A 23,504-nucleotide genomic window follows, 5' to 3' on the forward strand; every position below is an offset into this window, starting at 1 on the left:
CTGCGGGCCCAGCTCCGCGAGGCCGTCGAGGTCGACGACGCGCCGACCGTCGTGCGCTTCCCCAAGGAGCAGGCCGGAGCGCCCGTGCCCGCCGTGGGACGCATCGGCGGCATGGACCTCCTGCACCGCCCGGACGACGCGACCGTGCTGCTGGTGGCCGTCGGCGCGATGGCACCCGTCTGCCTCAGCGCGGCCGGGCTGCTGGCCGGCCGCGGTATCCGCTGCACCGTCGTCGACCCCCGCTGGGTCAAGCCGGTCGACGAGGCCATGGCGCCGCTCGCCGCCGCGCACCGGCTGGTCGCCGTCGTCGAGGACAACAGCCGTACCGGCGGTGTCGGATCGGCGGTCGGACAGGCCATGAGGGACGCCGGCGTCGACGTACCCCTGCGCACCTTCGGCATCCCCGAGAAGTTCCTCACCCACGCCAAACGCGGCGAAGTACTGGCCGACATCGGCCTCACCCCCGTGGAGATCGCGGGACGGATCAGCGCGGTGCTCACCGCCGAGGAGAACCAGGCATGACCAAGGAGTTCGACCTGGCGGCGCTGCTCGCCGAGCGCGGCGCGGAGCGCTACGAACTGCACGCCAGACACCTCAACCACCAGCTGCCGCGCATGCTCCGCACCATCGGCTTCGACAAGGTCTACGAGCGCGCCGAGGGGGCCTACTTCTGGGACGCCGACGGGGACGACTACCTCGACATGCTCGCCGGGTTCGGGGTGATGGGCCTCGGCCGGCACCATCCCGTCGTCCGCAAGGCGCTGCACGACGTCCTCGACGCCCAGCTCGCCGACCTCACCCGCTTCGACTGCCAGCCGCTGCCCGGACTGCTCGCCGAGAAGCTGCTCGCGCACTCGCCGCACCTGGACCGGGTGTTCTTCGGCAACAGCGGCACGGAAGCCGTCGAGGCGGCGCTGAAGTTCGCCCGGTACGCCACGGGGAGACCCAGGGTCCTGTACTGCGCGCACGCGTTCCACGGGCTGACCACCGGGTCGCTCTCGGTGAACGGCGAACGCGGGTTCCGCGACGGCTTCGCGCCGCTGCTCCCGGACACCGCGATCCCGCTCGGCGACCTCGCGGCCCTGGAGTGCGAACTGCAGCGCGGCGATGTCGCCGCCTTCGTGGTCGAACCCGTCCAGGGCAAGGGCGTCCACGAGGCACCGCCCGGGTTCCTGCCGGCCGCCCAGCAGCTGCTGCGCCGGCACAAGGCGCTGCTCATCGCCGACGAGGTGCAGACCGGCCTCGGCCGGACCGGCGACTTCTACGCGTACCAGCACGAGGACGGCGTCGAGCCGGACCTCGTGTGCGTCGCCAAGGCGCTGTCCGGCGGCTATGTCCCCGTCGGCGCCACCCTCGGCAAGGACTGGATCTTCAAGAAGGTGTACTCCTCCATGGACCGGGTGCTCGTCCACTCGGCCAGCTTCGGGTCCAACGCCCAGGCGATGGCCGCGGGGCTCGCGGTCCTGACGGTGCTGGAGGACGAGGAGATCGTGGCGAACGCCAGGAGCACCGGAGAGCTGCTGAAGTCGCGGCTCGCGGCGCTGGTGGACCGCTACGAGCTGCTGCACGAGGTGCGGGGCCGCGGACTGATGATCGGGATCGAGTTCGGCCGGCCGTCGTCGCTCGCCCTGCGGGGCCGCTGGACGATGCTCCAGGCGGCCCGCAAGGGGCTCTTCGCACAGATGGTGGTCGTGCCGCTCCTGCAGCGGCACCGCATCCTGACCCAGGTCTCCGGGGACCACATGGAAGTCATCAAACTGATCCCTCCGCTGATCATCGGCGAACGGGAGGTCGACCGCTTCGTGACGGCGTTCACCGCCGTCATGGACGAGGCGCACACCGGGGGCGGGCTCCTGTGGGACTTCGGGAGGACGCTGGTCAAGCAGGCGGTCGCCAACCGCTGAGCGGAGCATGCGCGGGGATCCCGCGAGGACCACCGGGTACGACTCTTTGCCTCTGGGGCAATAAATTTGCCTCACGGGAAAAGGGCTGGCGCAATAGAGGCATGACCACGGACTCCTCCGGGGACACGCTGCCGGACGTCGCTCCCCGGCTGCGCGCGCTGCGCCGCCGCCGCGGGCTCACCCTCGAGGCCGCCGCCCAGCGCGCCGGACTCTCCCCGGCCCACCTCTCCCGGCTGGAGACCGGCCGCCGGCAGCCCTCGCTGCCGATGCTGCTGGGGCTCGCCCGTATCTACGGTACGACGGTGTCCGAGCTGCTCGGTGAGGTGCCGCCGGAGCACGACCCGATCGTCCGGGCCGACCGTGCCGAGCCCGCCGAGGCCGACGGCTGGGTCTACCACCAGGCGGGCGGACCCGGCCGGGCCATGCAGGCCCTGCGCGTCCACGTCCCCCACGCCACCCCGGCCGACCTTGTGCGCGTGCACCCCGGGGAGGAGTGGCTGTACGTCCTGGGCGGCCGGGTGCGCCTGACCCTGGGGGACGCGGTGCACCTCCTCGATCCGGGCGACAGCGCGCATTTCGACTCGCTGACCCCGCACCGCATCGCCGCCGCCACCCGGGGCGGTGCCGAGCTCCTCTTCGTACACACCCTTGTCCAGAGCCCCGCCGAGGAGCTCTGCCTCGGCGCGCCCGCCCCTCGGCGCTGACTCCCCGGAGGTTGTCCGTCATGTCCCAGAACCCGGCCTCGAAGTCCGCCGAGGGCGAAGAGCGGAAATTCCCTCTCGGGCTGGCCGTCAGGCTCTTCGCCTATCTCGTGGCGGGCCACCTCGTCGCGGCCTTCCTCTATCTGCTGTTCCTGCTCGGGGGCCAGAACCAGTAGCCACCCGCCGCGCGGGGCTCAGCCCTCGTCGAGCAGGCGGTCGCGCAGCCGCTCGCGGGTCTCGGGCGAGAGCCGCAGGCCCTCGGAGAAGTACCGCTCCGTGCTGCCCCAGGTCTCCTCGATGGTCGAGAAGGCCGTCGCCAGGTACTCGCGGCGCGCGTCGAAGAGGGGACTGAGCAGCTCCATCACCTCGGGCGACATGCCGGCGGGCGAGGAGTCGGCGCGGTGCACCTTGTAGCGGCGGTGCGGGTCGTTGGACTTGAGGTAGTCCTCCTCGATCGCCTCGCGCTCCACACCGACCGCCAGCAGCGCCACCGCGATCGACAGCCCCGCGCGGTCCTTGCCCGCCGCGCAGTGCAGCAGCGCCGGGACGCTGTCCGCCGCGAGGGCGTGCAGCACCCGGCTGTGCTCGGCGGTGCGGTCCTTGATGATCGCGCGGTACGCGGCCGTCATCCGCCCGGCCCCCTTGCCGTCGGCGAGGATCCCGCGCAGCTGCTCAAGATCGCCTTCGCGCACCATCCGCCAGAATTCCGCGCCGTCCGCCGGGTCCGAGAGCGGGATGTTCACGTTCCGCACACCGGGCAGGGCGACGTCCGGGCCCTCCAGTTTCTGGTCGGCGGCGTTGCGGAAGTCGAAGATCGTGTGCAGACCGAGCGAGGAGAGGAAGGCCGCGTCCTCGCCCGTCGCGTGGGCGAGGTGGCCGCTGCGGAAGAGCAGGCCGTGACGGACCCGCCGGCCGTCCACGGTGGGAAGGCCGCCCACGTCACGGAAGTTGCGCACACCGGTCAGCTGGGGTTCGGTCGACGAGATCTGCGGCAGCTGCTGCGTCACGGCGGCTCCTCCGTGTCTGCGGTCGGCGGTCCTCGCCGACGATGTCGCGGCTCCGACGATACGACACCGGTGCGTGAGGCAATCATCTCCCTGCGGGTCGCACATCCGTTGCCCTGCCCATGGTCAGCGGCCGCATGGTGCTCGTTCCTGTTGGATGATGTTCACATCTGGGGCCCTGGCTGGCGGGCGCGCCCGGCGGCGGCCCCCGTCGCTGAGACCTGCTTTCGGGCGGCACGGTCGAGCGGCTCTGCTTCTGTCCCGATTCAGCATGTTTTGCTCGCCGACCCCGACCGTGGATGCATTGAGTGGTCTAGTAGCTGAATGACGGTTCTGTCCGTATTGGCCTGTAAGGGTTAACGTGCCCCGGTAGAAAGGGAGATGGGTCGGGCCGCGTGAGCAGCGTCATAAAGGTGACCGTCCGTGGCGAAGCGCCGCTCCCAAATCCGGTGCCCACAACGGCAATTCATGATCCGTAATCCACGGAGGGTGACGGGAATTACGGGCGGCATCTCGGACGGAAATGGCCTTTTCCACGCGACGGCTTGTTACCGCGGACCCGGCTCGCTTAACGTCGCCGCAATCCGGCCGGACCAGCCGAATCCTGCCGCCGACCGGAATTCATAACCCACCCACGTGTGGCAGGAGCGGGGGACCCAGGTAGTACGCCGGAACCGGAATTCGCGGGCCGGCTAGGGGTTAAGTCGCGTCGACCGCGCGGCCGGGCATCTCCAGCCCGAACCCGACAGCTCACCTCGCAGGCGCCGGAGAGGAATTCGTCATGCCCGCGAAGGGTAAGCACCGCCGTCCCAAGAACAGCCCGCTGACTCGTCGTTTCGTCGCCGCCGGAACGGGCGGCGCCGCCCTTGCCCTCCCGCTGCTCGGCGCGACCGGCGCCCACGCCGCGGACCAGAGCGCCCCGGCCGTCTCTCCGCAGACGGTGGTCGCCGCCGCGAAGGCCGCCCCCGAGACCGCCGCCAAGGCCGCGCCCCGCATGTACACCGTGGTCGCCGGCGACTACCTCGCCAAGATCGCCCACAACAAGAACGTCAAGGGCGGCTGGCAGAAGCTGTACAAGGACAACCGCAAGGTCATCGGTGACGACCCGGGCCTGATCCTGCCGGGCATGAAGCTCACGCTGGGCGCCAAGTCCACCGCCAAGGCGCCCGCCAAGCCCAAGGCCGACACGACCCGCACCGAGTCCCGCGCCTCGCGCTCCGCCGCCAAGGCCGAGGCCCCGGCGCCGAAGCCCGCCGCCGAGACCAGCGGCTCCGGCTTCACCGCCCCGGTCTCCGCCGGTGTCACCACCCCCTACCGCGCCTCCGGCTCCATGTGGTCCTCCGGTTACCACACCGGTGTCGACTTCGCGGCCTCCTCCGGCACCAGCGTCAAGGCCATCGGCGCGGGCACCGTCGTCTCCGCCGGCTGGAGCGGCGCGTACGGCAACGAGGTCGTCATCAAGCACGCCGACGGCAACTACTCGCAGTACGCCCACCTCTCCTCCCTCTCCGTCTCCTCCGGGCAGACCGTGAGCGGCGGCGAGCAGATCGGTCTCTCGGGCTCCACCGGCAACTCCTCCGGTCCGCACCTGCACTTCGAGGTCCGCACCGGTCCGGGCTACGGCTCCGACATCGACCCGCTGGCCTACCTGCGTCAGCACGGCGTCTCCATCTGAGTCCGTCAGGGACCCTTCTGACGCTCCGGCACGCGTCCCGCGTGCGTCCGCTGCCCGGCACCTCGTGCCGGGCAGCGGCATATTCCGGCTTGGGCGAATCTTGACCGGTGGCGTATCTCACCCCACGTCAACCCCTCCTTACGGTCGCGTAGGTCACATCGGAAGGGGAAAGATGTGCTCCCGTGGCAGACGATTCGACATTCAGAGACAGTGACGTATTCGGGTCGTACGCGGCGATCGGTGACAGCTTCACCGAGGGCGTCGGGGATCCCGGTCCCGACGGACAGTTCGTCGGCTGGGCGGACCGCCTCGCGGTCCTGCTCGCCGACCGGCTCACCGATCCCGAGACGTTCCGGTACGCCAACCTCGCGGTGCGTGGCAGGCTCCTCGACCAGATCGTCGAGGAACAGGTCCCCCGGGCGAAGGAACTCGCCCCCGACCTCGTGACCTTCTGCGCGGGCGGCAACGACATCATCCGGCCCGGCAGCGACCCCGACGACGTCGCCGAGCGGTTCGAGCGGGCCGTCGCCGACCTGACGTCCGCCGTCGGCACCGTGCTCGTGACGACCGGTTTCGACACCCGCGGCGTGCCGGTGCTGCGTCATCTGCGCGGCAAGATCGCCACGTACAACGGCCATGTGCGGGCCGTCGCCGACCGGTACGGCTGCCCGGTGCTCGATCTCTGGTCCCTCAAGACCGTGCAGGACAGGCGGGCCTGGGACGACGACCGGCTGCACCTGTCGGCCGAGGGCCACACCCGGGTCGCGCTGCGCGCCGGCCAGGTGCTCGGCGTCGACGTCCCTGCCGACCCCGACCAGCCGTGGCCACCGCTGCCGCCGCGCGGCCCCCTCGAAGTCCGCCGTGACGACATCAACTGGGCCCGCGAGTACCTCGTGCCGTGGATCGGCCGGCGGCTGCGCGGCGAATCGTCCGGCGACCACGTCTCGGCCAAGCGGCCGGACCTGATGCCGCTGTAGGGGACCGGTTCAGGTGCGGCGCCCGAGGCCGAGCTCCCGGTCGAGCGCCTCGTCGGCCCACTCCAGCATGGTCGCGTGGGAGACCGAACCCGCGTAGGCGGTCATCTGCACGGCCAGTCCGTCCAGGAAGGCGGTCAGCCGGCAGGCCGCCGCCGCGGGGTCCGCGCAACGGAACTCGCCCGCCGCGGCGCCCTCGGCGATCACCTCGGCCAGTGCCGCCTTCCACTGCCGGTCGAGGTCGCCCGCCACATCCCGCAGCGCCGGCTCCCGCAAGCCCGCCGCCCAGCCCTCGATCCACAGCCGCCAGCCCTTGGCCTGACCGGTGGGGGCGTACCAGCGCACGGCGGACCTGAGCCGGCGGGTGGCCGCGGTCCGGCGCCCCAGCAGCTTGCGCAGATGCGTGAGATCGCCCTCTGCGGCGTACGAGAAAGCGGCCGCGACGAGCTTCTCCTTGGTCGAGAAGTGGTACAGGACCAGCGCGTTGCTCACTCCGAGCGCGGAGGCGACATCGGCGATCCGCACCGCCGCGACGCCCCTGAGCTGGATCTGCTCGACGGCGGCCCGCAGCAGCTCCTCACGCCGCTCGGCCACGCTCAACCGCACTCTGCCCACGTCGTCCCCCTCGTGCCGCCGATTCCAGCGCCGGCTTCCCCCGGGGCCGTCCGGTACCGGTCGCAGTACCAGCCGAAACGCTCCGCGATCACCGGCAGTCGGTCCGTGACGATAGCGCGCCGCCGCACCCGGCGCCGTACCGTCGCGCACGGCCGCTCCGGCGTCCCGGCGGCCGACCGCGCGCATCGCGCCGTGGCGGGCCCGTCCGCGACGGCGGTGGTCACGGACCGGGCCGTGCGCGGAGGCGGGCCGGCCCCTTCCCGACGCCGGGGCGCGCGCACGTCAGATCGGTCGCAGCTCGCACTGGTCCTTGAAGCCCTGGCTGGTCAGCCCCAGCGCGGCATTCATCCGGGACCTCAGGTTCTCCACCGCCACCATCGCGGTCAGCTCCACGAACGCCGGCTCGCCGAGGGCCACCCTCAGCCGCTCCGCCAGCTCGTCCCCGACCTCCGGCGGGTTCGCGGTCATCGCCTCCGCGTACGTCAGGACATCCCGCTCCAGCGGGGTGTACGCGTCGCTGTCGCGCCAGACCGGGATGTCGTGCAGCTTGCGCACGTCCATCCCGCGGCGGGTGTTCTCCCAGTGGCCGTAGTCCATGCACCAGCTGCAACCGATCGACGCCGCCGACGCCATCTCCGCCAGCGCCTTCAGGCCGGGGTCGAGCTGCCGCCACCTCGCGACGGCCAGCTCGAAACGGAGCTGGGCGCGCAGCACACGCGCGTTGTGCGCCACCGCGAGCACCGGGTCCAGCACCTTGCCGTAATGACGCCTGGAGTACCACTCGACGGCGCGGAAGAAGAGGGTGCGCGGAGGGGTGAGCGAAACGCGGGCCATGTCGGACTCCTCGGTTTATGGTCGGGCCTTCACTCATGGGGACGGACGGGATGCCGCCGGATGTGACATGCCCGGCCCCGCCGCCGCGGCGCGCGGCCCGCCCCGCCGCTGTGAGACCGGACACCCCCGGGGCCCGGCCCCCGGTGGGGTCACAGCCCCCGCCCATAATGAAAAGACCCGAATCCACTGGAGGTGCTGTGACCGGCGCTCACTCCACGCGTCCGCTGCGTTCCCGGCTCCGTTCCCTGCGGCCCGCCGCCTTCGGCGCGGACGCCACGGGAGAGCGGCTGGAGCGCATACGCCGCTCGCCGAACTTCTCGGACGGCGCCTTCCAGAACCCGGAGGGCACCCGGCACAGACCCTCCGGCTCCCCGGTGGAGTTCGCGAAGATCTACTTCCAGAAGGACGCGAGGATCCGCCGCTCCCCGGCCGGCACCGTCCCCGTGCACGCCACCACCGTCGCCGACCTGGCCAAACCCCCGTCGTCGGGACTGCGGCTCACCTGGATGGGACATTCCAGCGTGCTCGCGGAGATGGACGGAAGCCGGATCCTGTTCGATCCGGTGTGGGGAGAGCGCTGCTCGCCGTTCCCCTTCGCCGGCCCCAAGCGGCTGCACCCCGTGCCGCTCCCGCTCGCCGCGCTCGGCCCCGTCGACGTCGTCGTGATCTCCCACGACCACTACGACCACCTCGACCTGCCCACCATCCGCGCCCTGGCCTCCACGGACACGGTGTTCGCTGTCCCGCTCGGCGTCGGCGCCCACCTGGAGCACTGGGGAGTGTCCCCCTCCCGGCTGCGCGAGCTGGACTGGAACGAGTCGACGCGGGTCGCGGGCGTGCAGCTGACCGCGACCCCCGCCCGGCACTTCTGCGGCCGGGGCCTGCGCAACCAGCAGCACACCCTGTGGGCGTCCTGGGTCGCCGAAAGCTCCGGACATCGCGTCTACCACAGCGGGGACACGGGGTACTTCGACGGCTTCAAGGACATCGGCGCCGCGCACGGCCCCTTCGACGCCACCATGATCCAGATCGGCGCGTACAGCGAGTACTGGCCGGACATCCACATGACCCCGGCCGAAGGCATGCGCGCCCATCTCGACCTCCAGGGCGGCAGCCCCTCCGGCGTGATGCTGCCGATCCACTGGGGCACCTTCAACCTCGCCCCGCACCCGTGGGCCGAGCCCGGTGAGGGCACGCTCGCGGCCGCCGCCGAGGCGGGCGCCGGCGTAGCGCTGCCCCGCCCCGGAGAGCCCTTCGAGCCGACCGCCGAGTCCGTACCGGACGCACCGTGGTGGCGCGGGGTCGCCCACGTCCCGTCCGGAGGATGGCCCTCCGCGACGGTGCCCCTCGTCGCCGACAAGCCGGCCCTCGAGGGCACCGGCGCGGCGGAGGAGGCCCGGGCGACCGAGCCGACCCGCTGACGGCTGACCGCGGTGGGTCAGAAGCGGGAGGAGGAGGCGGCGGAGGAGCGGCCGGCAGGGGAGGGGGCACCCGAGGCGGTGATCCACGCCGAGGAGGCCGGGTCGCTCACGGCCCGCGGCCGGGTCGAGCCGCTGCCCGGGCAACGGCTCGCGCTGCGCACCGAGGGTGGTATCGAGGTCCACGACCGGGAGGCGTTTCTCACCGGCGGGTCCGAGCCCCTGTCCTCGCTCGCCACACCCGGCCACGCGCGAGCCGCCGTCACACCGGACCACGGCTTCCTCGTGGCCCACGGGACCGGTCTGCGCTCCGTCACCCCCGACGGCGAGAAGCGCTGGGAACTGGCGCACGACCCCTGGCACGGCGGCTTCCGGGAACCCCGGCCGCCCGGGGCGCCGGCCGTCAGTCCCGACGGCCGGCTGGTCGCCGCGGTCGTGCCGCGCCTCCTCGCCGACGACTCCGAGGGCGCGGTCCTCCTCCACGACGGTCCGCCCCGCCGGCGGTACGGCTACGACGCCCTGCTGCTCATCGACGCCGCGACCGGCGAGATCCGCGCCCGCCACCGGCTCGCCGACGTCTCCGGCACCGTGACGATGTGCTGGCACCCGGACGGCACGGTACTCGCCGTCTCCTGCTGGATGGCGTGGCACAGCTGGTCGACACGGTGGTTCGACACCGGAGGCGGCGAGTTCACCGTGCTCGGCGGCGCCGCCGCCCTGCACGAGGTGATCGGCTTCGTGCCGGGCACCTCGCGCGCCCTGACCCTCCGCCGGGCCGAGTTCATGACCGCGGACGACGAACGCGACGAGCTCGCCCTCCACGACACCACCCGGGACGCCCCGCCGCTCGTCACCGATCTGCACGAACTGGCGAGCGACCCGGAGAACGACGAGTTCGGTCACGCCGATGTGCTCGACTCCGCCCATGCCCTGGTCACCGGTGAGCTGTTCGAACAGAACCGGCCGCCGGTGATCCGTCACTGGCTCTTCGCCCTGGAGACCCTGCGCCCCCTCGGGAGGCTCCACTACCCCCGGCCCGTCGGGCAGGACGCCATGGCGCTCGGCGACGGCACATGGCTCACCCGCGACGGTGAGCGGCTCTACCGCTGGAAGCTGCCGCACTGACGGGACGCGGGCGACTCCCTCACGGCCGCCTTCGCGTTATCGGGCGGCCGTACGAAGCCTCATACCAGAGCGGGACGCTCGGCGGGCAAGTTTGTCAACTGCACATCGGACCTGAACGGTTGACGACTACCGTGTGTGGCCGGTGATCAACGGTGGGCTCATTGGGCGCATGATGCGCCCGCCGGTACGCGAGCCGAACTGCCGTTCCTATGTCGTTTCCTGGGGCCCCACGTACCAAGGACGCTGATGTCTCCACTTCGCGCACCCGCTGCACGGCCGGACCGCCGAGAGGGCGGGCGGCACGGCCGGCCAGGCGCCCGCACCCTGTCGAACACCGGCAGGTCGCGCTCCGCGACACCAACGCCGGAAGCCCGCATACGATCCCAACTCCAGCGCGCCGCCGTGGTGCCGGCCGTCGTGGCCGCTCTCGGCGGGGCCACCGCCGTACTGTTCACCCTCCGGTTCTCCGGAGCGAGGACCTCACCGACGCTCTGGGCCGCGCTCACCTGCTCCGCCGCGCTCGTCGCAGCCGCCGTCGTCGCGGCGGCGCTCGGCGCCGACCGCGTGGCGAAGTCCGTGCTGGACCGGTGCAACGCCCTGCGCCGCGACAGCGCGCGCGGCCAGAACGAGCTGCGCGCGGTGGTCGAGCAGCTCCGCCGCGGCGAACGGCCGCCCGAGCGGCAGGGAGCACCCCTGCCCTCCGTCGGCGGGGACGCGTTCGACCTGCTGACGCAGGAACTGAGCCGTTCCCACGACGCCGCCGTGACCGCCGTCGTCCAGGCGTCCCGGCTCTCCAGCAGCGTCGGCAACGAACAGAAGGTGGAGGTCTTCGTCAACCTGGCGAGGCGGCTGCAGTCGCTCGTCCACCGAGAGATCCAGCTCCTCGACGAGCTGGAGAACGAGGTCGAGGACCCCGAGCTGCTGAAGGGCCTCTTCCACGTCGACCACCTGGCGACGCGGATCCGCCGGCACGCCGAGAACCTCGCGGTCCTCGGCGGAGCCATCTCCCGCCGCCAGTGGTCCAACCCGGTCACCATGACCGAGGTGCTGCGCTCCTCCATCGCGGAGGTCGAGCACTACCCCCGCGTCAAACTGGTGCCGCCGATCGACGGCACGCTGCGTGGGCACGCCGTCGCCGACGTCATCCACCTCCTCGCCGAACTGGTCGAGAACGCCACGGTGTTCTCCGCGCCGCACACCACCGTGCTGCTGCGCGCCCAGCACGTGACGGCAGGACTCGCCGTCGAGGTGGAGGACCGCGGCCTCGGCATGCCGGTGGCCGAGCAGAACAGAATGAACGCCCTGCTCGCCGACCCCGATCAGGTGAATGTCGCGCATCTGCTGCAGGACGGGCGGATCGGCCTGTTCGTCGTCTCGGCCCTGGCCCGCAGGCACGGCATCGCGGTCCGCCTCCAGTCCAACATCTACGGCGGAGTGCAAGCCGTCATCGTGCTGCCGCAGGGCCTCCTCGGCGCCGACCCCGAGTCGGCCGAGCAGCCGGGCCGGCCGACCGGGACGGCCGCGCCGCTCGGCCCCGGTCCGGAGCCGGCGCCCGGCCCGGCCGAGGCCACGGCACCCGAACCGGCGCACCGCCGGCCCGTCCACGCGGCCACCAATCCGCCCGGACTGCCGCAGCAGCCGGCACCCGGTGCGGACGCCCACGGTCCGCAGACCCACGGCCCCGCCCACCACGGCGGCGGCCACGGAACCGGTCACAGGCCCGCGCCCCTGCCGGTACGCGGCGAACAGACCGACCGGCCGAACCCGGCCGCCGCATCCCCGGGCACCATGGGCCGCCCCCAGCTGCCCAAGCGCCGCGCCCAGGAGCACCTGGTGCCGCAGCTGAGGGAGGCGCCCGCGCCCCGCGGCGACGACGACCTGGCGCTGCACGACCCGGGACTCATGGCGGCCTTCCAGCGCGGCATCGGACTGGCGGAGTCCATGCCGCCCGCGCCCCGGCTCGGGGCCGAACTGTACGAACCGCAGCCCCACGACGAAGCTCACAAGGAGTAGATGCACCATGGCGAGCGATGTGCCGACCGGCCATTCCTCGGATCTCGACTGGCTGCTGACCGGCCTGGTCCAGCGGGTGCCCCACACACTCAGCGCGGTTCTGCTCTCGTCGGACGGCCTGGTGAAATCGGTCCACGGACTCGACGCCGACAGCGCCGACCACATGGCGGCCCTGGCGTCCGGCCTGTACTCGCTGGGCCGCAGCGCCGGCACCCGCTTCGGCGACGGCGGAGAGGTCCGGCAGGTGGTCGTGGAGCTGGACTCCACCCTGCTGTTCGTCTCCACCGCCGGATCGGGTACCTGCCTCGCGGTACTGGCCGGACGTGAGACGGACGCCGCGGTCCTCGGATACGAGATGGCGATGCTCGTGAAGAGCGTACGGCCCTACCTGATCACGCCCGCCAGACAAGCGGCCGTGGTACCGGGTGTCCCGGGACACTGATCCGTGTCGCCCCGACAGGAAGGGCCCTGGCTCGACGATGCGGCCGGCCGCCTCATCCGCCCCTACACGGTGAGCGGCGGCCGCACCCGTCCCACGGCCACGCTGGACCTGCTCTCGCTGGTGATGGCCACCGGCAGAGCGCCCCAGGGGCACCTCGGGCCCGAGCACGCGCTGGCCCTCGGGCTGTGCCACGGGCCGACATCGGTGGCGGAGATCGCGGCGCACTTACGCCTCCCGGCGGTCGTCACCAAGGTGCTGCTCTCCGACCTCGTGGACTGCGGGGCGGTGACCGCACGGGCGCCCCGCTTCCACGAAAACCACACCGACCGTTCCTTGCTGGAGGCAGTGCTCGATGGCCTACGACGACGGCTCTGAGGGCCGGCAGAACCAGACCGACGACACCTTTCCCATCGCCCTGAAGATCCTGGTCGCGGGCGGCTTCGGGGTGGGCAAGACGACTTTCGTCGGCGCGGTCAGCGAGATCGAACCGCTGAGCACGGAAGAACTGCTCAGCCAGATCAGCGCGGCCACCGACAGCCTGGACGGGGTGGAGTCCAAGACCACCACCACCGTCGCCATGGACTTCGGCCGGATAAGCCTCGACGACCGGCATGTGCTGTACCTCTTCGGCACCCCCGGGCAGGAGCGCTTCTGGTTCATGTGGGACGAGCTCTCCGAGGGCGCCCTCGGCGCGGTCGTCCTCGCCGACACCCGCCGGCTGCAGGACTCCTTCTCTGCGGTGGACTTCTTCGAGCGCCGCGGCATCCAGTTCGTCGTGGCCGTCAACGAGTTCGACGGCTCCTACCGCTATGAACCGGAGGAGGTGCGGGCCGCGATCGACCTCAAGCCGGAGGTGCCGGTCGTGCTGTGCGACGCCCGTATCGCCAGCTCCGGGATCCAGACCCTGGTCACCCTCGTCCAGCACCTGCTGACGACCGATCCGGCCCCGGCACCGGAGCCGAGCTACGGAGCACCGACATGACGTACGACCCCACCGGTCATCTCCTGCTGACCCCGATCGACCGTGAGGCTCCGCTGCGGGTCCAGCGGCTGCGCCAGCTGGGGATGGGGGACCGGCCCGACCCGGCGTTCGACGAGTTCGCGCGCAAGCTGGCGACGGTGACCGGCGCACCGTACTCGATGGTGAACTTCATCGACGAACACCGGCAGTTCTTCGCCGGGCTGCATACCCCGGACGGGATCCGCAGCGGCAGTGACCTGGATGCCACGGCCGCGTCCACGGGCGGGGTCGGCCGCTTCATGGCCCGCGACCACGGCTACTGCCCGCATGTGGTGGTCCGCCGCAAGGCGCTGGTGCTGGAGGACGTGTGCGACTACCCCCGGTTCGCCGGCAATCCGGTCGTCGACGCGATCGGCATCCGCTCCTACCTGGGTGCGCCGCTCATCGACCGCACCGGTACCGCCCTCGGCACGATCTGCGTGGTCGACACGGAGCCGCGGCCGTGGGGCCGGGCCGGACTGGAAACGATCAAGTCGCTCGCGGCGGAGCTGGTGCAGCAGATCCACCGCCGGGAGGACGGTGTGCTGTGACCAGCCGCTCACGGGTGCTCCGGGCAGCCTGACCGTCCCCGAGGGGTGACTCCCGCGCCCCCGGGGACGCCCCCGTCGCGCCGGACGCGGGCCGGGCTGCCGGCAGGTCACGGCGGTGGTGCGCCGGCCCGCCACGGCGTTGCCCGCTACAGTGCCGACTCGCTACAGCGCCGGTTCCATACGGAGCATGTCGGCGAGCTGCTCGGACCACTGCCCCTTGGCCGTGCCCAGCGCCACCTCCGCGAGCCGGAGCAGCTGGATGTCGGAGGTGCCGGCCGGGGCGAAAATGTGGTGGGCGTCGCGCAGATAACGCTCGATCGGGCGGTCGGTGAAGAGTCCGGCCGCGGCATGGATCTCCATCGCGTTGCGCGCCGAGTCCAGCGCCGACTCCACATTGACCAGCTTGGCGTTCATCAGCTCCGCGTCGCAGGGAATGCCTTCGTCGAGCAGGTGCACGGCGTGGTACGCGGCGAGCCGGGCGGTCATCAGCCGGGACTGCAGCTGCCCCAGTTTCAGCTTCACCGACGGCAGTTCGTGCAGCGGCCTGCCGTAGCGGTGCCTCTCCTCGCAGAACCGGGTGGTCTCCTCCAGGATCGCCTGGTGGATGCCGAGTGACACGGCGGTGAGGTTGGCCCGGCCGTAGAGCACGCTGGAGGAGTACGCGACGGCCAGACCGTCGCCCTCGTCGCCGAGCCGGTTCTCCGCGGGCACCCGGCAGTTGTCGAAGAACAGTTCGCCGAAACTGAACCCGTGCAGACCCATGCTCGGTTTCTGGTCACCGATCCGGAAACCCGGTCGGTCCGACTCCACCAGGAAGGCCGTGAGCCCCCTTGAGCCGGGGCCCGTCCGCACCACGACCCCGTGCAGATCGCCCACATGGCTGTTGCCGACGAAGATCTTCCGCCCGTTGAGGAGGTAGTCGTCGCCGTCCCGTACCGCCGTGGCGCTCATCCCCAGCACATGACCGCCCGAGTCGGGCTCGGTGACGGCGATGGTGGGCAGGCACTCGCCCGCCGCGATGGCGGGCAGCCAGGTCTTCTTCTGCTTGTCGCTGCCGAAGTGGACGATCTTGGCGGCGCCGAGCTGGGAGGCCTGGACCATGGCGCCCATGGCACCGCTGACCCGGGACAGTTCCTCGATGATGATCGTCTTGCCGAGATGGCCGACCCCCATCCCGCCGTAGTCCCTGCCGATCGTGGCGCCCAGCCAGCCCTGACGGGCGATGAGCCGGGAGAGCTCCCGATGGGCCGACCGGGCCGCCTCCATGGCCGGTATCAGTGGCCGGACCTCGCTCTCCGCGAAGTGCCGAACATGCCCCCGTAGCTGGTGGTGCAGTCGACTGGCGAAGTACCCGTCCATGCGAGCCCTCCTCTGCGAAACGCCTGCTCGCCCGGTTGTTCGAGCAGGTGGTGCATCGGCAGTGGTCCCGTCCCGAACAGGCCACACCCCATCGTCGTGATCATTCCGGAACGGTTCAATGCGGTCGCCAACTTTGGCGCGAACCGCGGTTGTTGACGTTCAGTGGGGACTGTGTTTCATGTGGTGGTGGTGGCCCGTCCGGTCCTGTCCGAAGGGCATTCCCCTCGTGCATCTTCCTGCCACATGCCAAGGGCAAAGGTTTCGAGGGCATATGGCACCGCAGGTCGTCATCACATCCCATAGGTGTACTGCCACCTCAGCATTTCTTCTCAGCCGGATCGATTCGGCATCGATGTCGACCGAAATCGGTCCGTGTCTGAGCGGTGATCACGCGGATCTGCCCGGCGCTCCGGGGCACACGTCTCGTACGCCGGTGAGGGGGTACGGCGCACGGGTGTGCCCCAGGGCGCGGAGCGCGCGGCAGGCGTGCGCAGGGCGCACCGGCAGGCGCGTTCGGCCGGCCGCCACGCCCCGCATCCGCGCCGGACCGGTCTCCCGCCGCCCGGCCCCTCCGCCGCCCGGCCCTTCGCCGCACCGCCGCCCTCCACAGGGCCCGGCCGGGCACCGTCCCCGGGGCCGGAGGTGCGCGGCCTCACCGTCGCAGGCGGGAGCGAGGTCCGGCAGTCCCGGTACCCGCCCCGGCCGGCGGCCGCCGGGGCGAACGCGCGGCGGCGCCGGCCGCGGTGCGACGACATGCCGCATCTTTCGTAGCGCTCGACCTCCAGGGCCTGCCCGGCCGCGGATGACACGGCGAATCACCGGCCGCGGAGCGGGGGAGTGACACCCCACCGTCCCGACAGGAATGAGGCACCCATGACCGACCTCCGCATCGGCGTCCTCGGATACGGGCTGCGCGGAAGCATCGCCCGCGCGGCCCACCGGCCCGGTGCCGGGTCACGGATCGGTGCCGTCGCCGACCCGGACCCGAAGGCACGCGCGGAGGCCGCCGCCGCCTTCCCCGGCGCGCTGATCACCGGCGACCACGGCCGGGTCGTCGAGGACCCGGACATCGACGCCGTGTTCGTCCTCACCCCCGACGACACCCACGCCGACCTCGCCTGCGAGGCCCTGCACGCCCGCAAGCCGGTCTTCGTGGAGAAGCCCCTCGACATCACCGTCGAGCGTTGCGACCGGGTCCTGCGCACGGCCCACGAGACCGGCACCCGGCTCTATGTCGGCCACAACATGCGCCACATGCCGGTCGTCCGTCTGATGCGCGACCTCATCACGCGCGGTGCGATCGGCAGGGTCAGGACCGTGTGGATCCGGCACTTCGTCGGCTACGGCGGCGACTGGTACTTCAAGGACTGGCACGCCGAACGCCGCCGCACCACCGGCCTGCTGCTGCAGAAGGCCGCGCACGACATCGACGTACTGCACTGGCTGGCCGGCGGCTGGACACGCGACGTCCAGGCACTCGGCGACCTGCTGGTGTACGGCGGGAACCCGCACCGCCGCGCCCCCGGCGAACCCAAGAGCGGCGATTGGTACACCAAGGACGGCCACTGGCCGCCCCACACCCAGCGCGCTCTCAACCCGGTCATCGACGTCGAGGACGTGTCCCTGCTCAACATGCGCCTCGACAATGGTGTGCTCGCCGCCTACCAGCAGTGCCACTTCACCCCGGACTACTGGCGCAACTACACCGTCATCGGGGACGCGGGCCGGCTGGAGAACTTCGGCGACGGGCCGGGCGCCCGCGTCAAGGTGTGGAACAGCCGCCGCTCCGGCCACCGCAGGGACGCGGACGAGACACACGTCGTCCCCGGCGCCCGGGACGACGCCGGACACGGCGGCGCCGACCCGCTGCTCGTCGACGAGTTCGTACGCTTCGCACGCGAGGGCGGCCCGACGGACACCTCGCCGGTCGCCGCCCGGATGGCCGTCGCGGTGGGCTGCCAGGCCACCGCCTCCCTGCGCGACGGCGGCACCCCGCGGAAGGTGTCCGCCCCGGACCCCGAACTCGTCGCGTACTTCGCCCGCGGCCAACGCCTCTGACGTGCGCTCAGCCGCCCGGCCCGCGGACGGCCACATACAGTCCGAGGACGTAGCGCTCCTCCACCGTGCCGTCCGGGAAGAGCTCCGACAGCAGCCTCCGCTCGGCCGCGAGGAACCCGCGGGTGACGTCCTCCCCGCGCACGAGGAAGGCGGAGTGGCTCCCGATGTTGGCCAGGTGCGTCGCGACCGGCACCCGGCGGCTCCACGTCACGCGGCGGTGCACCGGGCCCAGGCCGGTCGGCAACCCCCTCAGCTCCGCCAGGGCGGCGGCGTCGTCCGGGGCACCGTCGGCGCCGAGGAAGCGGCGTATCCGGGTGTCCTGCTCGGCGATCCACGGCACCGAGGTGTCGGTGTCGTTCCACCACAGGGCCAGCGCGCCGCCGGGGCGCAGCACGCGCAGGGCCTCGGGGACCGAGCGGCCCGGGTCGGTCCAGTGCCAGGCCTGCGCGTAGGTGAGGAAGTCGAGCGACCCGGAGGCCAGCGGCAGACAGTTGCCGTCACCGCGTACGACCGGCGCACCGGGAAGTACCCGGCGGAACTCCGCCACCATGCCGTCCCCGGGCTCCACTGCCACAACCCGCGCGCCGCGTTCCCGCAGCAGGGCGGTCGCGATCCCCGTCCCGGCGCCCACGTCCGCGACCCGTGCCCCGGAGAGCGGACGCCCCGCGAGCTCCTCGACGGCGTCGAACAGGGCCGCCGGGTAGGAGGGGCGGTTCGCTGCGTACTGCCGCGCGGCGGCGTCGAAGGACAGGGCGCGTTCGGCGTGGTTCTCTGACGTCATTCCTCGGTCTCCCGTCGGACGGCCGATGACGGTCAGCGGCCGGTCAAGCGCACACCGCGACGGGGGAGGAGGAGTTCAGCGGCGTTGTCGGTGGCGGGCCGTACCGTCTCCCCCATGGCCACTGCCGACGACGTACGCAGAATCGCTCTCTCGCTGCCCAGGGCGGTCGAGAAGCTGTCCTGGGGCATGCCCACCTTCCGTGTGGACGGCCCCGGGGGGAAGATCTTCGCCTCGCTGGACGACGACGACCGGGTGATCGGGGTCAAGTGCCCGAAGGAAGACCGGGACGAGCTCATCGCGGCCGAGCCCGGGAAGTTCTTCATCCGCCAGGGGCACGACGACAACTACCCCTGGCTGCGCGTCCGGCTGGCGGCACTGGACGACGAGGACGAGCTGTACGCGATCCTCGCCGACTCCTGGCGCCAGGCGGCGCCCCGCAAGCTCCTGGAGGCGCATCCGGAACTGGGCGCGGATCCGTCCGTCTGAGCCGCGGGGAACCCCGGCGCCGCACCGGCTCACCGGTCCAGGAAGGCGCTGATCCGCTCGCGCAGGGAGGCGGTGTCCAGGCCGTGCGCCTTCAGGTGCTCGTCGATCCGTCCGTACTTGCGCAGCTCGCGCTTCGGCACGCCCAGACCGCGCACGCGGTGCGGCACGTCCGCCAGGGCGTCATTGGCCGCCGCCGTCGAGGTCCCGGCGAGGTACGGCTCGACGATCACCACATCCGCCCGGCCGGCGCCCGCCGCGCGGCGCACCGCACCGCTGTCGAAGGGCCGCACCGTCGTGGCGTACAGAACCGTCACATCGAGACCCTCCGTCGCCGCCAGCACCTGATCGAGCATCGGTCCCACCGCGATCACCACACCACCCCGGCCCTCGCGCAGGGTGAGGAAGTCCGTGCCCGTGACCGGCAGCGCCTCCCGGTTGGACTGCAGCGACAGCCGTACGTACACCCGGCCGTCCGCGGCGTAGGCGTGCCGCAGCAGTGCCTCCGCCTCGTCCGGGTGCCCGGGGACGTGGACCGTCCAGTCGTCGAGCGTGTCCATCAGCGCCACATCACCCGGCGACATATGGGTGAATCCGCCGGCCGGCCAGTCGTAGGAGCCTCCGGCGCTCACCAGCACCCCGCCCACGCCCTGGTGCTGGAAGTCCAGCTTGACCTGCTCGAAAGGCCGCTCCACCAGGAAACTGGCGAACGTGTGCATCACCGGCCGCAGCCCCGTGAGAGCGAGGCCGCCCCCCACTCCGATCAGCAGCTGCTCCCTGATGCCGACATTGATCACCCGGTCCGGGTGGTCCAGCTCCGCCTGCCGGAAGCCGTCACGGCTGATCTCCGCGAGCACCAGCGCCAGGCGCGGGTCCTCGTGCAGCAGCCGGCTGGTGGTCGCGATGAAGCGGTCACGCATCGTGTCCATCGGAAATCCTCCCCTGGTGTCCCGCCCGGAGTGCGTCCCGGCGGGGCGGTCCTCGTCGATCAGGCGTTCTTGGGCTCGACCCGGGCCACGACGGCCCGCGGCCTCCCCGGGTGCGGCGCGGTGAACGCCGCGTACAGCGCGTCGTGATCGCGCCCGTCCACGGTCTCGGCGGACCAGCCGGCCGCCTCGAACCGGGACGCGATCCCGCCGGGCCAGCCGTGGGTCGCCGACGAGTTGTCGATCACCAGTGTGTGCAGCTGGTCCAGGCCGGCCGGGCCCGCGTAGGCGATCGCCTCGTGGTTGCTGCCCTCGTCCAGCTCGGCGTCCCCGATCAGCACCCAGACGTGCGGCTTCGTGAGCCCCTGCGCCCGCAGCCCCAGCACACTCCCCACTCCCAGCGGGAGTCCGTGCCCCAGCGACCCGCTGCCGATCTCGGCCCCCGGCACCAGCAGCCGGTCCGGGTGGTGGCCCAGCGGCGAGTCGTACGACCCGAAGCCCGGCAGCAGGTCCTCGGAGAAGAAGCCCTTGGCGGCGAGGACCGCGTAGTACGCCATGGGCCCGTGCCCCTTCGACAGCAGGAACCGGTCCCGTTCCGGCGCCGCGGCCGTCCCGGGCGACACGCGCAGTACCCGGTCGTAGAGCACCCAGAGCGCGTCGAGCGTGGAGGTGGCGGCGGGTCCGTGCTTCTCGTCGCCGGTCATCAGGGCCATGAGTCTCCGCGGCTCGCGGAGGGCACGGTCGTCGCGTACGGCGATCTCGGCTGTGTTCGTCATGGCACCCACGGTGCGACGTCAAGCGCACTTGAGGTCAAGCGTGAAAGCGGTTCGTGATCAACGGCCGGAGTGCGGTATTGTTCTCATGCACGCCGGGCCGGGGGAAACCCCAGGTCAGACGGGCATCGGGACGTGGCGCAGCTTGGTAGCGCACTTGACTGGGGGTCAAGGGGTCGCAGGTTCAAATCCTGTCGTCCCGACTGTGCGGAAACGCAGGTCGGAGGCCGTTCTCTCATCCATGAGAGGGCGGCCTTTCGTACGTCCGGGGGCGTGGTGGTCGCAGTCGTACCGGCCCTGGTCAGGCGCGGACAGCGAGCACCGAACCGGTGACAGTGGGTGTTCCGCCGGCTCCGTGCCCCCTCTGTCCGCCGCCGGCCGACCTCTCGGTCACACCTTGGGTGCGGTGGCCGTCACAGGTCGCCCCCGGAACCCGCCGGGAGGGGGAAGGGGGCCTCCGCCGCCCGGCGCAGGTCCCCGTTCGCCCAGCGTCACTCGTCAGAGGTCCTTGGCCGTTCCCGGGCTCGACCCGGCCATGGCGCGGGCCGCTTACCGGCACGGGCGATGGGCAGGCCGGTGCATTCTCTCGTTTCCGTCCTTGTCCGGCATGCCGTCGGGGGTGATCGACAAGGTGGTGTTGCGGTCGCCGGCGGCGGCGCCCGGCCCGGCCCTCTTCCGCGCCGCTCCAGCCCCGCGGACCCCATGTCCGCGGGGCTGTTCCCCACCGGGCGCTGAGCAGCCAAGTCCCCTGCTACGGTGACCCGATGGCATCGGTCAGACAGTTCCAAGTCACCTTCGACTGCGCGGAACCCGAGCGCGTCGCTCGTTTCTGGTGCGAGGTGCTGGGGTACGTCGCACCTCCGCCCCCGGAGGGGTTTGCCACATGGGACGATGTCGATCGCTCGCTGCCGCCCGAGGACCGGGATTCGTGGTTCGCATGCAACGACCCCTCAGGCGTGGGCCCACGCCTGTTTTTCCAGCGCGTTCCCGAAGGCAAGGTCGTCAAGAATCGGCTGCATCTCGACGTGCGGGTAGGCACCGGGCTTGTGGGGGAAGAACGCCTGACCGCGCTCGAGGCCGAATGCGCGCGCCTGGTCGCGCTCGGCGCCGTACGTGTGCGCCTCCTGCCTGCCGATGACGACAACGAGTCGTGCATCCTGATGCAGGACATCGAGGGCAACGAGTTCTGCCTCGACTGAGCGTCCTCCGGGGCGGAGAGACGGGGAGCAGTGTCCCGGCTTCTCCGGGACGCACCGGGCAGCGGAGGCGCGCCCCGCGGCGTTCCGGCCGAACGCCGCCCGGAGCGGATGGCGCAGGCGGGCGACGAGGCATCGCGGTGTGAACGCCGTCGCCCTTCGGACGGTGCGAGGTGCGCGAGTCCGCACGGACCGGCCCCGGCTCCACGGCGGGAGCCGAGTGCCCGTCGGGCGGACCTGTGCGAGGCGGGCTGTCGCCCACCGCTCCCGCTCCCCTACAGTGCGTGATGCCGCACCCGGCGTTCGCCGACGTACAGGAGCAGACCGTGGCCACCCACGCCCGCCCGGACTCCCTCCGGGGCCCGTCCCCGGCAGGTCGCCGGGTTCCCGAACTGGACGCCTCCGTCGTCGCGCGATGGCAGGCCGGAGGAGGGGAACTCGTCGACCTCTTCACCGAGGCGCGTGAACGGCTCGGCGGCGTCGCCGCGTTCCGGCTCGGTCCGCGCCCGACGGTCCTGGTCACGGGGGAGCGAGCGGTACAGCATGTGCTCGCGCTCCACGCCGATCGGTACGTGAAGCGCTCGCACCGCGCGCGGCTGCTGATCGGGGACGGTGTCCTGGCCGCCACGGGCGAGGCGTGGCAGCGGCAACGCAAGCTGCTCCAATCCCAGTTCACCGGCCGCGGGATGCGCCGCTACGAGCGGCGGATCGAGGAGGCCGCCCGTACGGCCGCGGCACGCTGGGCCGGATACGCCCGCACCGGAGAGGTCTTCGACGTCGGCGACGAGATGCGCCGTTTCGCCCTGGACACCATCTGGCGCTCCCTGACCGGCTCTCCGCTGGACCCCGGCACCGAGCGCGAACTGAGGGCCGTGCCCGCCGTGGTGGCCGCGCTGCCCCGCCTCCCCGCCGACGGTGCCGCCGCCGACGAGGCCGTCGCCGCCGAACTGGCCATGATCGACGCCGTGGCGAGCCGGGCCATCGCCGCCGCCCGCGAGGGCGGGGCCGGACCCGACGGCCCGGGCCTGCTGCACGTCCTGCTCGACGCGGCGGGAACCCGCCCCGAGTACACCGACCGGCTGATCCGCGACGAGCTGGTCACCCTGCTGGTCGCCGGTCACGAGACCACGGCCACCACCCTGACCTGGCTCCACCTGCTGCTGGACCGGAACCCCGGGGTGCGCGAACAGGCCCTCGCCGCGGGTGCCGAGGGTTCCTCCGGGCGTCGGCAGGCCCTGCAGGCCCTGGTCCACGAGACACTGCGCTTCTACCCGTCCGCGTGGATACTGCCGCGCTGCGCGGCCCAGGACGACGTCCTCGCCGGGTTCGAGATCGAGGCTGGCACCGACGTGCTGGTCTGCCCGTACCTCACGCACCGGGACCCGGGGCTCTGGGAGGACCCCGGCCGGTTCGACCCGGAGCGCTTCACCACCCCGGGGCGGCGCCCCACCCATCCGGGCAGCTACCTCCCGTTCGGCATCGGCCCCCGGGCCTGCCTGGGCCTGCAGTTCGCCCTCAGGGAGTCGACCGTCCTCCTCGAACACCTGCTGCCCGCCCATGTCCCGCGCTTCCGCTCCGTCCCGGAGGGCGCCGCCTACAGCATCACCGTCCGCCCCGACGGACCCACGCCCGCGGTGCTCGACAGCCGGGGCGAGCGGTAAATCCGGAATGC

At 72.0% G+C, this 23,504-nt stretch carries 24 protein-coding genes, 1 tRNA gene and 1 riboswitch; of the genes, 18 read left to right on the forward strand and 7 right to left on the reverse strand.

Annotation, left to right across the window (positions count from 1 at the left end; translation table 11 throughout):
* From ACY34K_RS30670 to ACY34K_RS30685, 4 genes are all read left to right on the forward strand, one after another.
* On the forward strand, window positions 1–522 hold a 522-nt coding region (locus tag ACY34K_RS30670), incomplete at its 5' end, for a transketolase C-terminal domain-containing protein (protein WP_462752945.1).
* The gene (locus ACY34K_RS30675; RefSeq protein WP_462752947.1) at window positions 519–1,904 is read left to right on the forward strand and encodes an aspartate aminotransferase family protein; all 1,386 of its coding nucleotides are present in this window, start codon (window positions 519–521) and stop codon (window positions 1,902–1,904) included. The genes ACY34K_RS30670 and ACY34K_RS30675, both read left to right, overlap by 4 nt.
* Before the next feature lie 101 nt (window positions 1,905–2,005).
* Entirely contained in the window at window positions 2,006–2,608 is a 603-nt protein-coding gene (locus tag ACY34K_RS30680; protein ID WP_462752949.1) for an XRE family transcriptional regulator, read from the forward strand.
* A 20-nt stretch (window positions 2,609–2,628) separates the two neighbouring features.
* Entirely contained in the window at window positions 2,629–2,781 is a 153-nt protein-coding gene (locus ACY34K_RS30685; RefSeq protein WP_462752950.1) for a DUF6126 family protein, read from the forward strand.
* An 18-nt stretch (window positions 2,782–2,799) separates the two neighbouring features.
* Here the strand turns inward: ACY34K_RS30685 and ACY34K_RS30690 are convergent, their stop codons facing one another.
* The gene (locus tag ACY34K_RS30690; RefSeq protein WP_462752952.1) at window positions 2,800–3,612 is read right to left on the reverse strand and encodes a tyrosine-protein phosphatase; all 813 of its coding nucleotides are present in this window, start codon (window positions 3,610–3,612) and stop codon (window positions 2,800–2,802) included.
* Between the two features lie 616 nt (window positions 3,613–4,228).
* Window positions 4,229–4,388, forward strand: a riboswitch (cyclic di-AMP (ydaO/yuaA leader).
* Window positions 4,389–4,390: 2 nt separating this feature from the next.
* Between ACY34K_RS30690 and ACY34K_RS30695 the strand changes: the two genes are divergently transcribed.
* The gene (locus ACY34K_RS30695) at window positions 4,391–5,284 is read left to right on the forward strand and encodes a M23 family metallopeptidase (RefSeq protein WP_462752954.1); all 894 of its coding nucleotides are present in this window, start codon (window positions 4,391–4,393) and stop codon (window positions 5,282–5,284) included.
* Window positions 5,285–5,466: 182 nt separating this feature from the next.
* A complete protein-coding gene (locus ACY34K_RS30700; protein WP_462752956.1) occupies window positions 5,467–6,261 on the forward strand; it encodes an SGNH/GDSL hydrolase family protein in 795 nt (264 codons plus the stop codon).
* Window positions 6,262–6,270: 9 nt separating this feature from the next.
* Here the strand turns inward: ACY34K_RS30700 and ACY34K_RS30705 are convergent, their stop codons facing one another.
* Window positions 6,271–6,873: a TetR/AcrR family transcriptional regulator gene (locus tag ACY34K_RS30705; protein ID WP_462752958.1), complete on the reverse strand. Its 603-nt coding sequence runs from the start codon at window positions 6,871–6,873 to the stop codon at window positions 6,271–6,273.
* Window positions 6,874–7,155: 282 nt separating this feature from the next.
* Complete coding sequence (locus ACY34K_RS30710; RefSeq protein WP_462752960.1) at window positions 7,156–7,707, reverse strand: carboxymuconolactone decarboxylase family protein; 552 nt, start codon at window positions 7,705–7,707, stop codon at window positions 7,156–7,158.
* 197 nt (window positions 7,708–7,904) lie between these two features.
* Between ACY34K_RS30710 and ACY34K_RS30715 the strand changes: the two genes are divergently transcribed.
* The 7 genes from ACY34K_RS30715 to ACY34K_RS30745 all read left to right on the forward strand — a co-directional run bounded on the left by ACY34K_RS30715 (window position 7,905) and on the right by ACY34K_RS30745 (window position 14,256).
* Window positions 7,905–9,128, forward strand: a complete 1,224-nt coding sequence (locus ACY34K_RS30715) for an MBL fold metallo-hydrolase (RefSeq protein ID WP_462752962.1) — start codon at window positions 7,905–7,907, stop codon at window positions 9,126–9,128.
* 12 nt (window positions 9,129–9,140) lie between these two features.
* Window positions 9,141–10,250, forward strand: a complete 1,110-nt coding sequence (locus tag ACY34K_RS30720; protein ID WP_462752964.1) for a hypothetical protein — start codon at window positions 9,141–9,143, stop codon at window positions 10,248–10,250.
* A gap of 246 nt (window positions 10,251–10,496) precedes the next feature.
* The gene (locus tag ACY34K_RS30725) at window positions 10,497–12,263 is read left to right on the forward strand and encodes a sensor histidine kinase (RefSeq protein WP_462752965.1); all 1,767 of its coding nucleotides are present in this window, start codon (window positions 10,497–10,499) and stop codon (window positions 12,261–12,263) included.
* A gap of 7 nt (window positions 12,264–12,270) precedes the next feature.
* On the forward strand, window positions 12,271–12,705 hold the full coding sequence (locus ACY34K_RS30730) for a roadblock/LC7 domain-containing protein (RefSeq protein ID WP_462752967.1): 435 nt from the start codon (window positions 12,271–12,273) through the stop codon (window positions 12,703–12,705).
* A 3-nt stretch (window positions 12,706–12,708) separates the two neighbouring features.
* Window positions 12,709–13,080, forward strand: a complete 372-nt coding sequence (locus tag ACY34K_RS30735) for a DUF742 domain-containing protein (RefSeq protein ID WP_462752969.1) — start codon at window positions 12,709–12,711, stop codon at window positions 13,078–13,080.
* Window positions 13,058–13,687, forward strand: a complete 630-nt coding sequence (locus ACY34K_RS30740) for a GTP-binding protein (RefSeq protein ID WP_462752970.1) — start codon at window positions 13,058–13,060, stop codon at window positions 13,685–13,687. The genes ACY34K_RS30735 and ACY34K_RS30740 overlap by 23 nt, the downstream gene beginning before the upstream one ends.
* Window positions 13,684–14,256: a GAF domain-containing protein gene (locus ACY34K_RS30745; RefSeq protein ID WP_462752971.1), complete on the forward strand. Its 573-nt coding sequence runs from the start codon at window positions 13,684–13,686 to the stop codon at window positions 14,254–14,256. The genes ACY34K_RS30740 and ACY34K_RS30745 overlap by 4 nt, the downstream gene beginning before the upstream one ends.
* A 162-nt stretch (window positions 14,257–14,418) precedes the next feature.
* Here ACY34K_RS30745 and ACY34K_RS30750 read toward each other — a convergent pair whose 3' ends face one another.
* Complete coding sequence (locus ACY34K_RS30750; protein ID WP_462752973.1) at window positions 14,419–15,615, reverse strand: acyl-CoA dehydrogenase family protein; 1,197 nt, start codon at window positions 15,613–15,615, stop codon at window positions 14,419–14,421.
* An 873-nt stretch (window positions 15,616–16,488) separates the two neighbouring features.
* Here ACY34K_RS30750 and ACY34K_RS30755 point away from each other — a divergent pair.
* Window positions 16,489–17,673, forward strand: coding sequence for a Gfo/Idh/MocA family protein (locus ACY34K_RS30755; RefSeq protein WP_462752974.1), 1,185 nt, complete (start codon window positions 16,489–16,491; stop codon window positions 17,671–17,673).
* Between the two features lie 7 nt (window positions 17,674–17,680).
* Here the strand turns inward: ACY34K_RS30755 and ACY34K_RS30760 are convergent, their stop codons facing one another.
* Entirely contained in the window at window positions 17,681–18,454 is a 774-nt protein-coding gene (locus ACY34K_RS30760; protein WP_462752976.1) for a class I SAM-dependent methyltransferase, read from the reverse strand.
* 114 nt (window positions 18,455–18,568) lie between these two features.
* On the opposite strand from ACY34K_RS30760, the gene ACY34K_RS30765 reads away from it, so the two are divergent.
* Window positions 18,569–18,940 (forward strand): MmcQ/YjbR family DNA-binding protein, encoded by a 372-nt coding sequence (locus tag ACY34K_RS30765; protein ID WP_462752978.1) that lies wholly within the window; start codon window positions 18,569–18,571, stop codon window positions 18,938–18,940.
* A 29-nt stretch (window positions 18,941–18,969) separates the two neighbouring features.
* On the opposite strand, the gene ACY34K_RS30770 is transcribed toward ACY34K_RS30765, so the two are convergent.
* Entirely contained in the window at window positions 18,970–19,866 is an 897-nt protein-coding gene (locus tag ACY34K_RS30770) for a transketolase family protein (protein ID WP_462752980.1), read from the reverse strand.
* A 59-nt stretch (window positions 19,867–19,925) separates the two neighbouring features.
* The gene (locus tag ACY34K_RS30775; RefSeq protein ID WP_462752982.1) at window positions 19,926–20,639 is read right to left on the reverse strand and encodes a transketolase; all 714 of its coding nucleotides are present in this window, start codon (window positions 20,637–20,639) and stop codon (window positions 19,926–19,928) included.
* A gap of 126 nt (window positions 20,640–20,765) precedes the next feature.
* Between ACY34K_RS30775 and ACY34K_RS30780 the strand changes: the two genes are divergently transcribed.
* The 3 genes from ACY34K_RS30780 (at window position 20,766) to ACY34K_RS30790 (ending at window position 23,493) form a co-directional block, all read left to right on the forward strand.
* Window positions 20,766–20,839 (forward strand) — tRNA-Pro (locus ACY34K_RS30780).
* A 561-nt stretch (window positions 20,840–21,400) separates the two neighbouring features.
* Complete coding sequence (locus tag ACY34K_RS30785; RefSeq protein ID WP_462752984.1) at window positions 21,401–21,835, forward strand: VOC family protein; 435 nt, start codon at window positions 21,401–21,403, stop codon at window positions 21,833–21,835.
* A 284-nt stretch (window positions 21,836–22,119) separates the two neighbouring features.
* Window positions 22,120–23,493: a cytochrome P450 gene (locus tag ACY34K_RS30790; RefSeq protein WP_462753016.1), complete on the forward strand. Its 1,374-nt coding sequence runs from the start codon at window positions 22,120–22,122 to the stop codon at window positions 23,491–23,493.
* Window positions 23,494–23,504 lie beyond the last annotated feature (11 nt).

This window comes from Streptomyces sp. STAM6 (assembly GCF_054963715.1).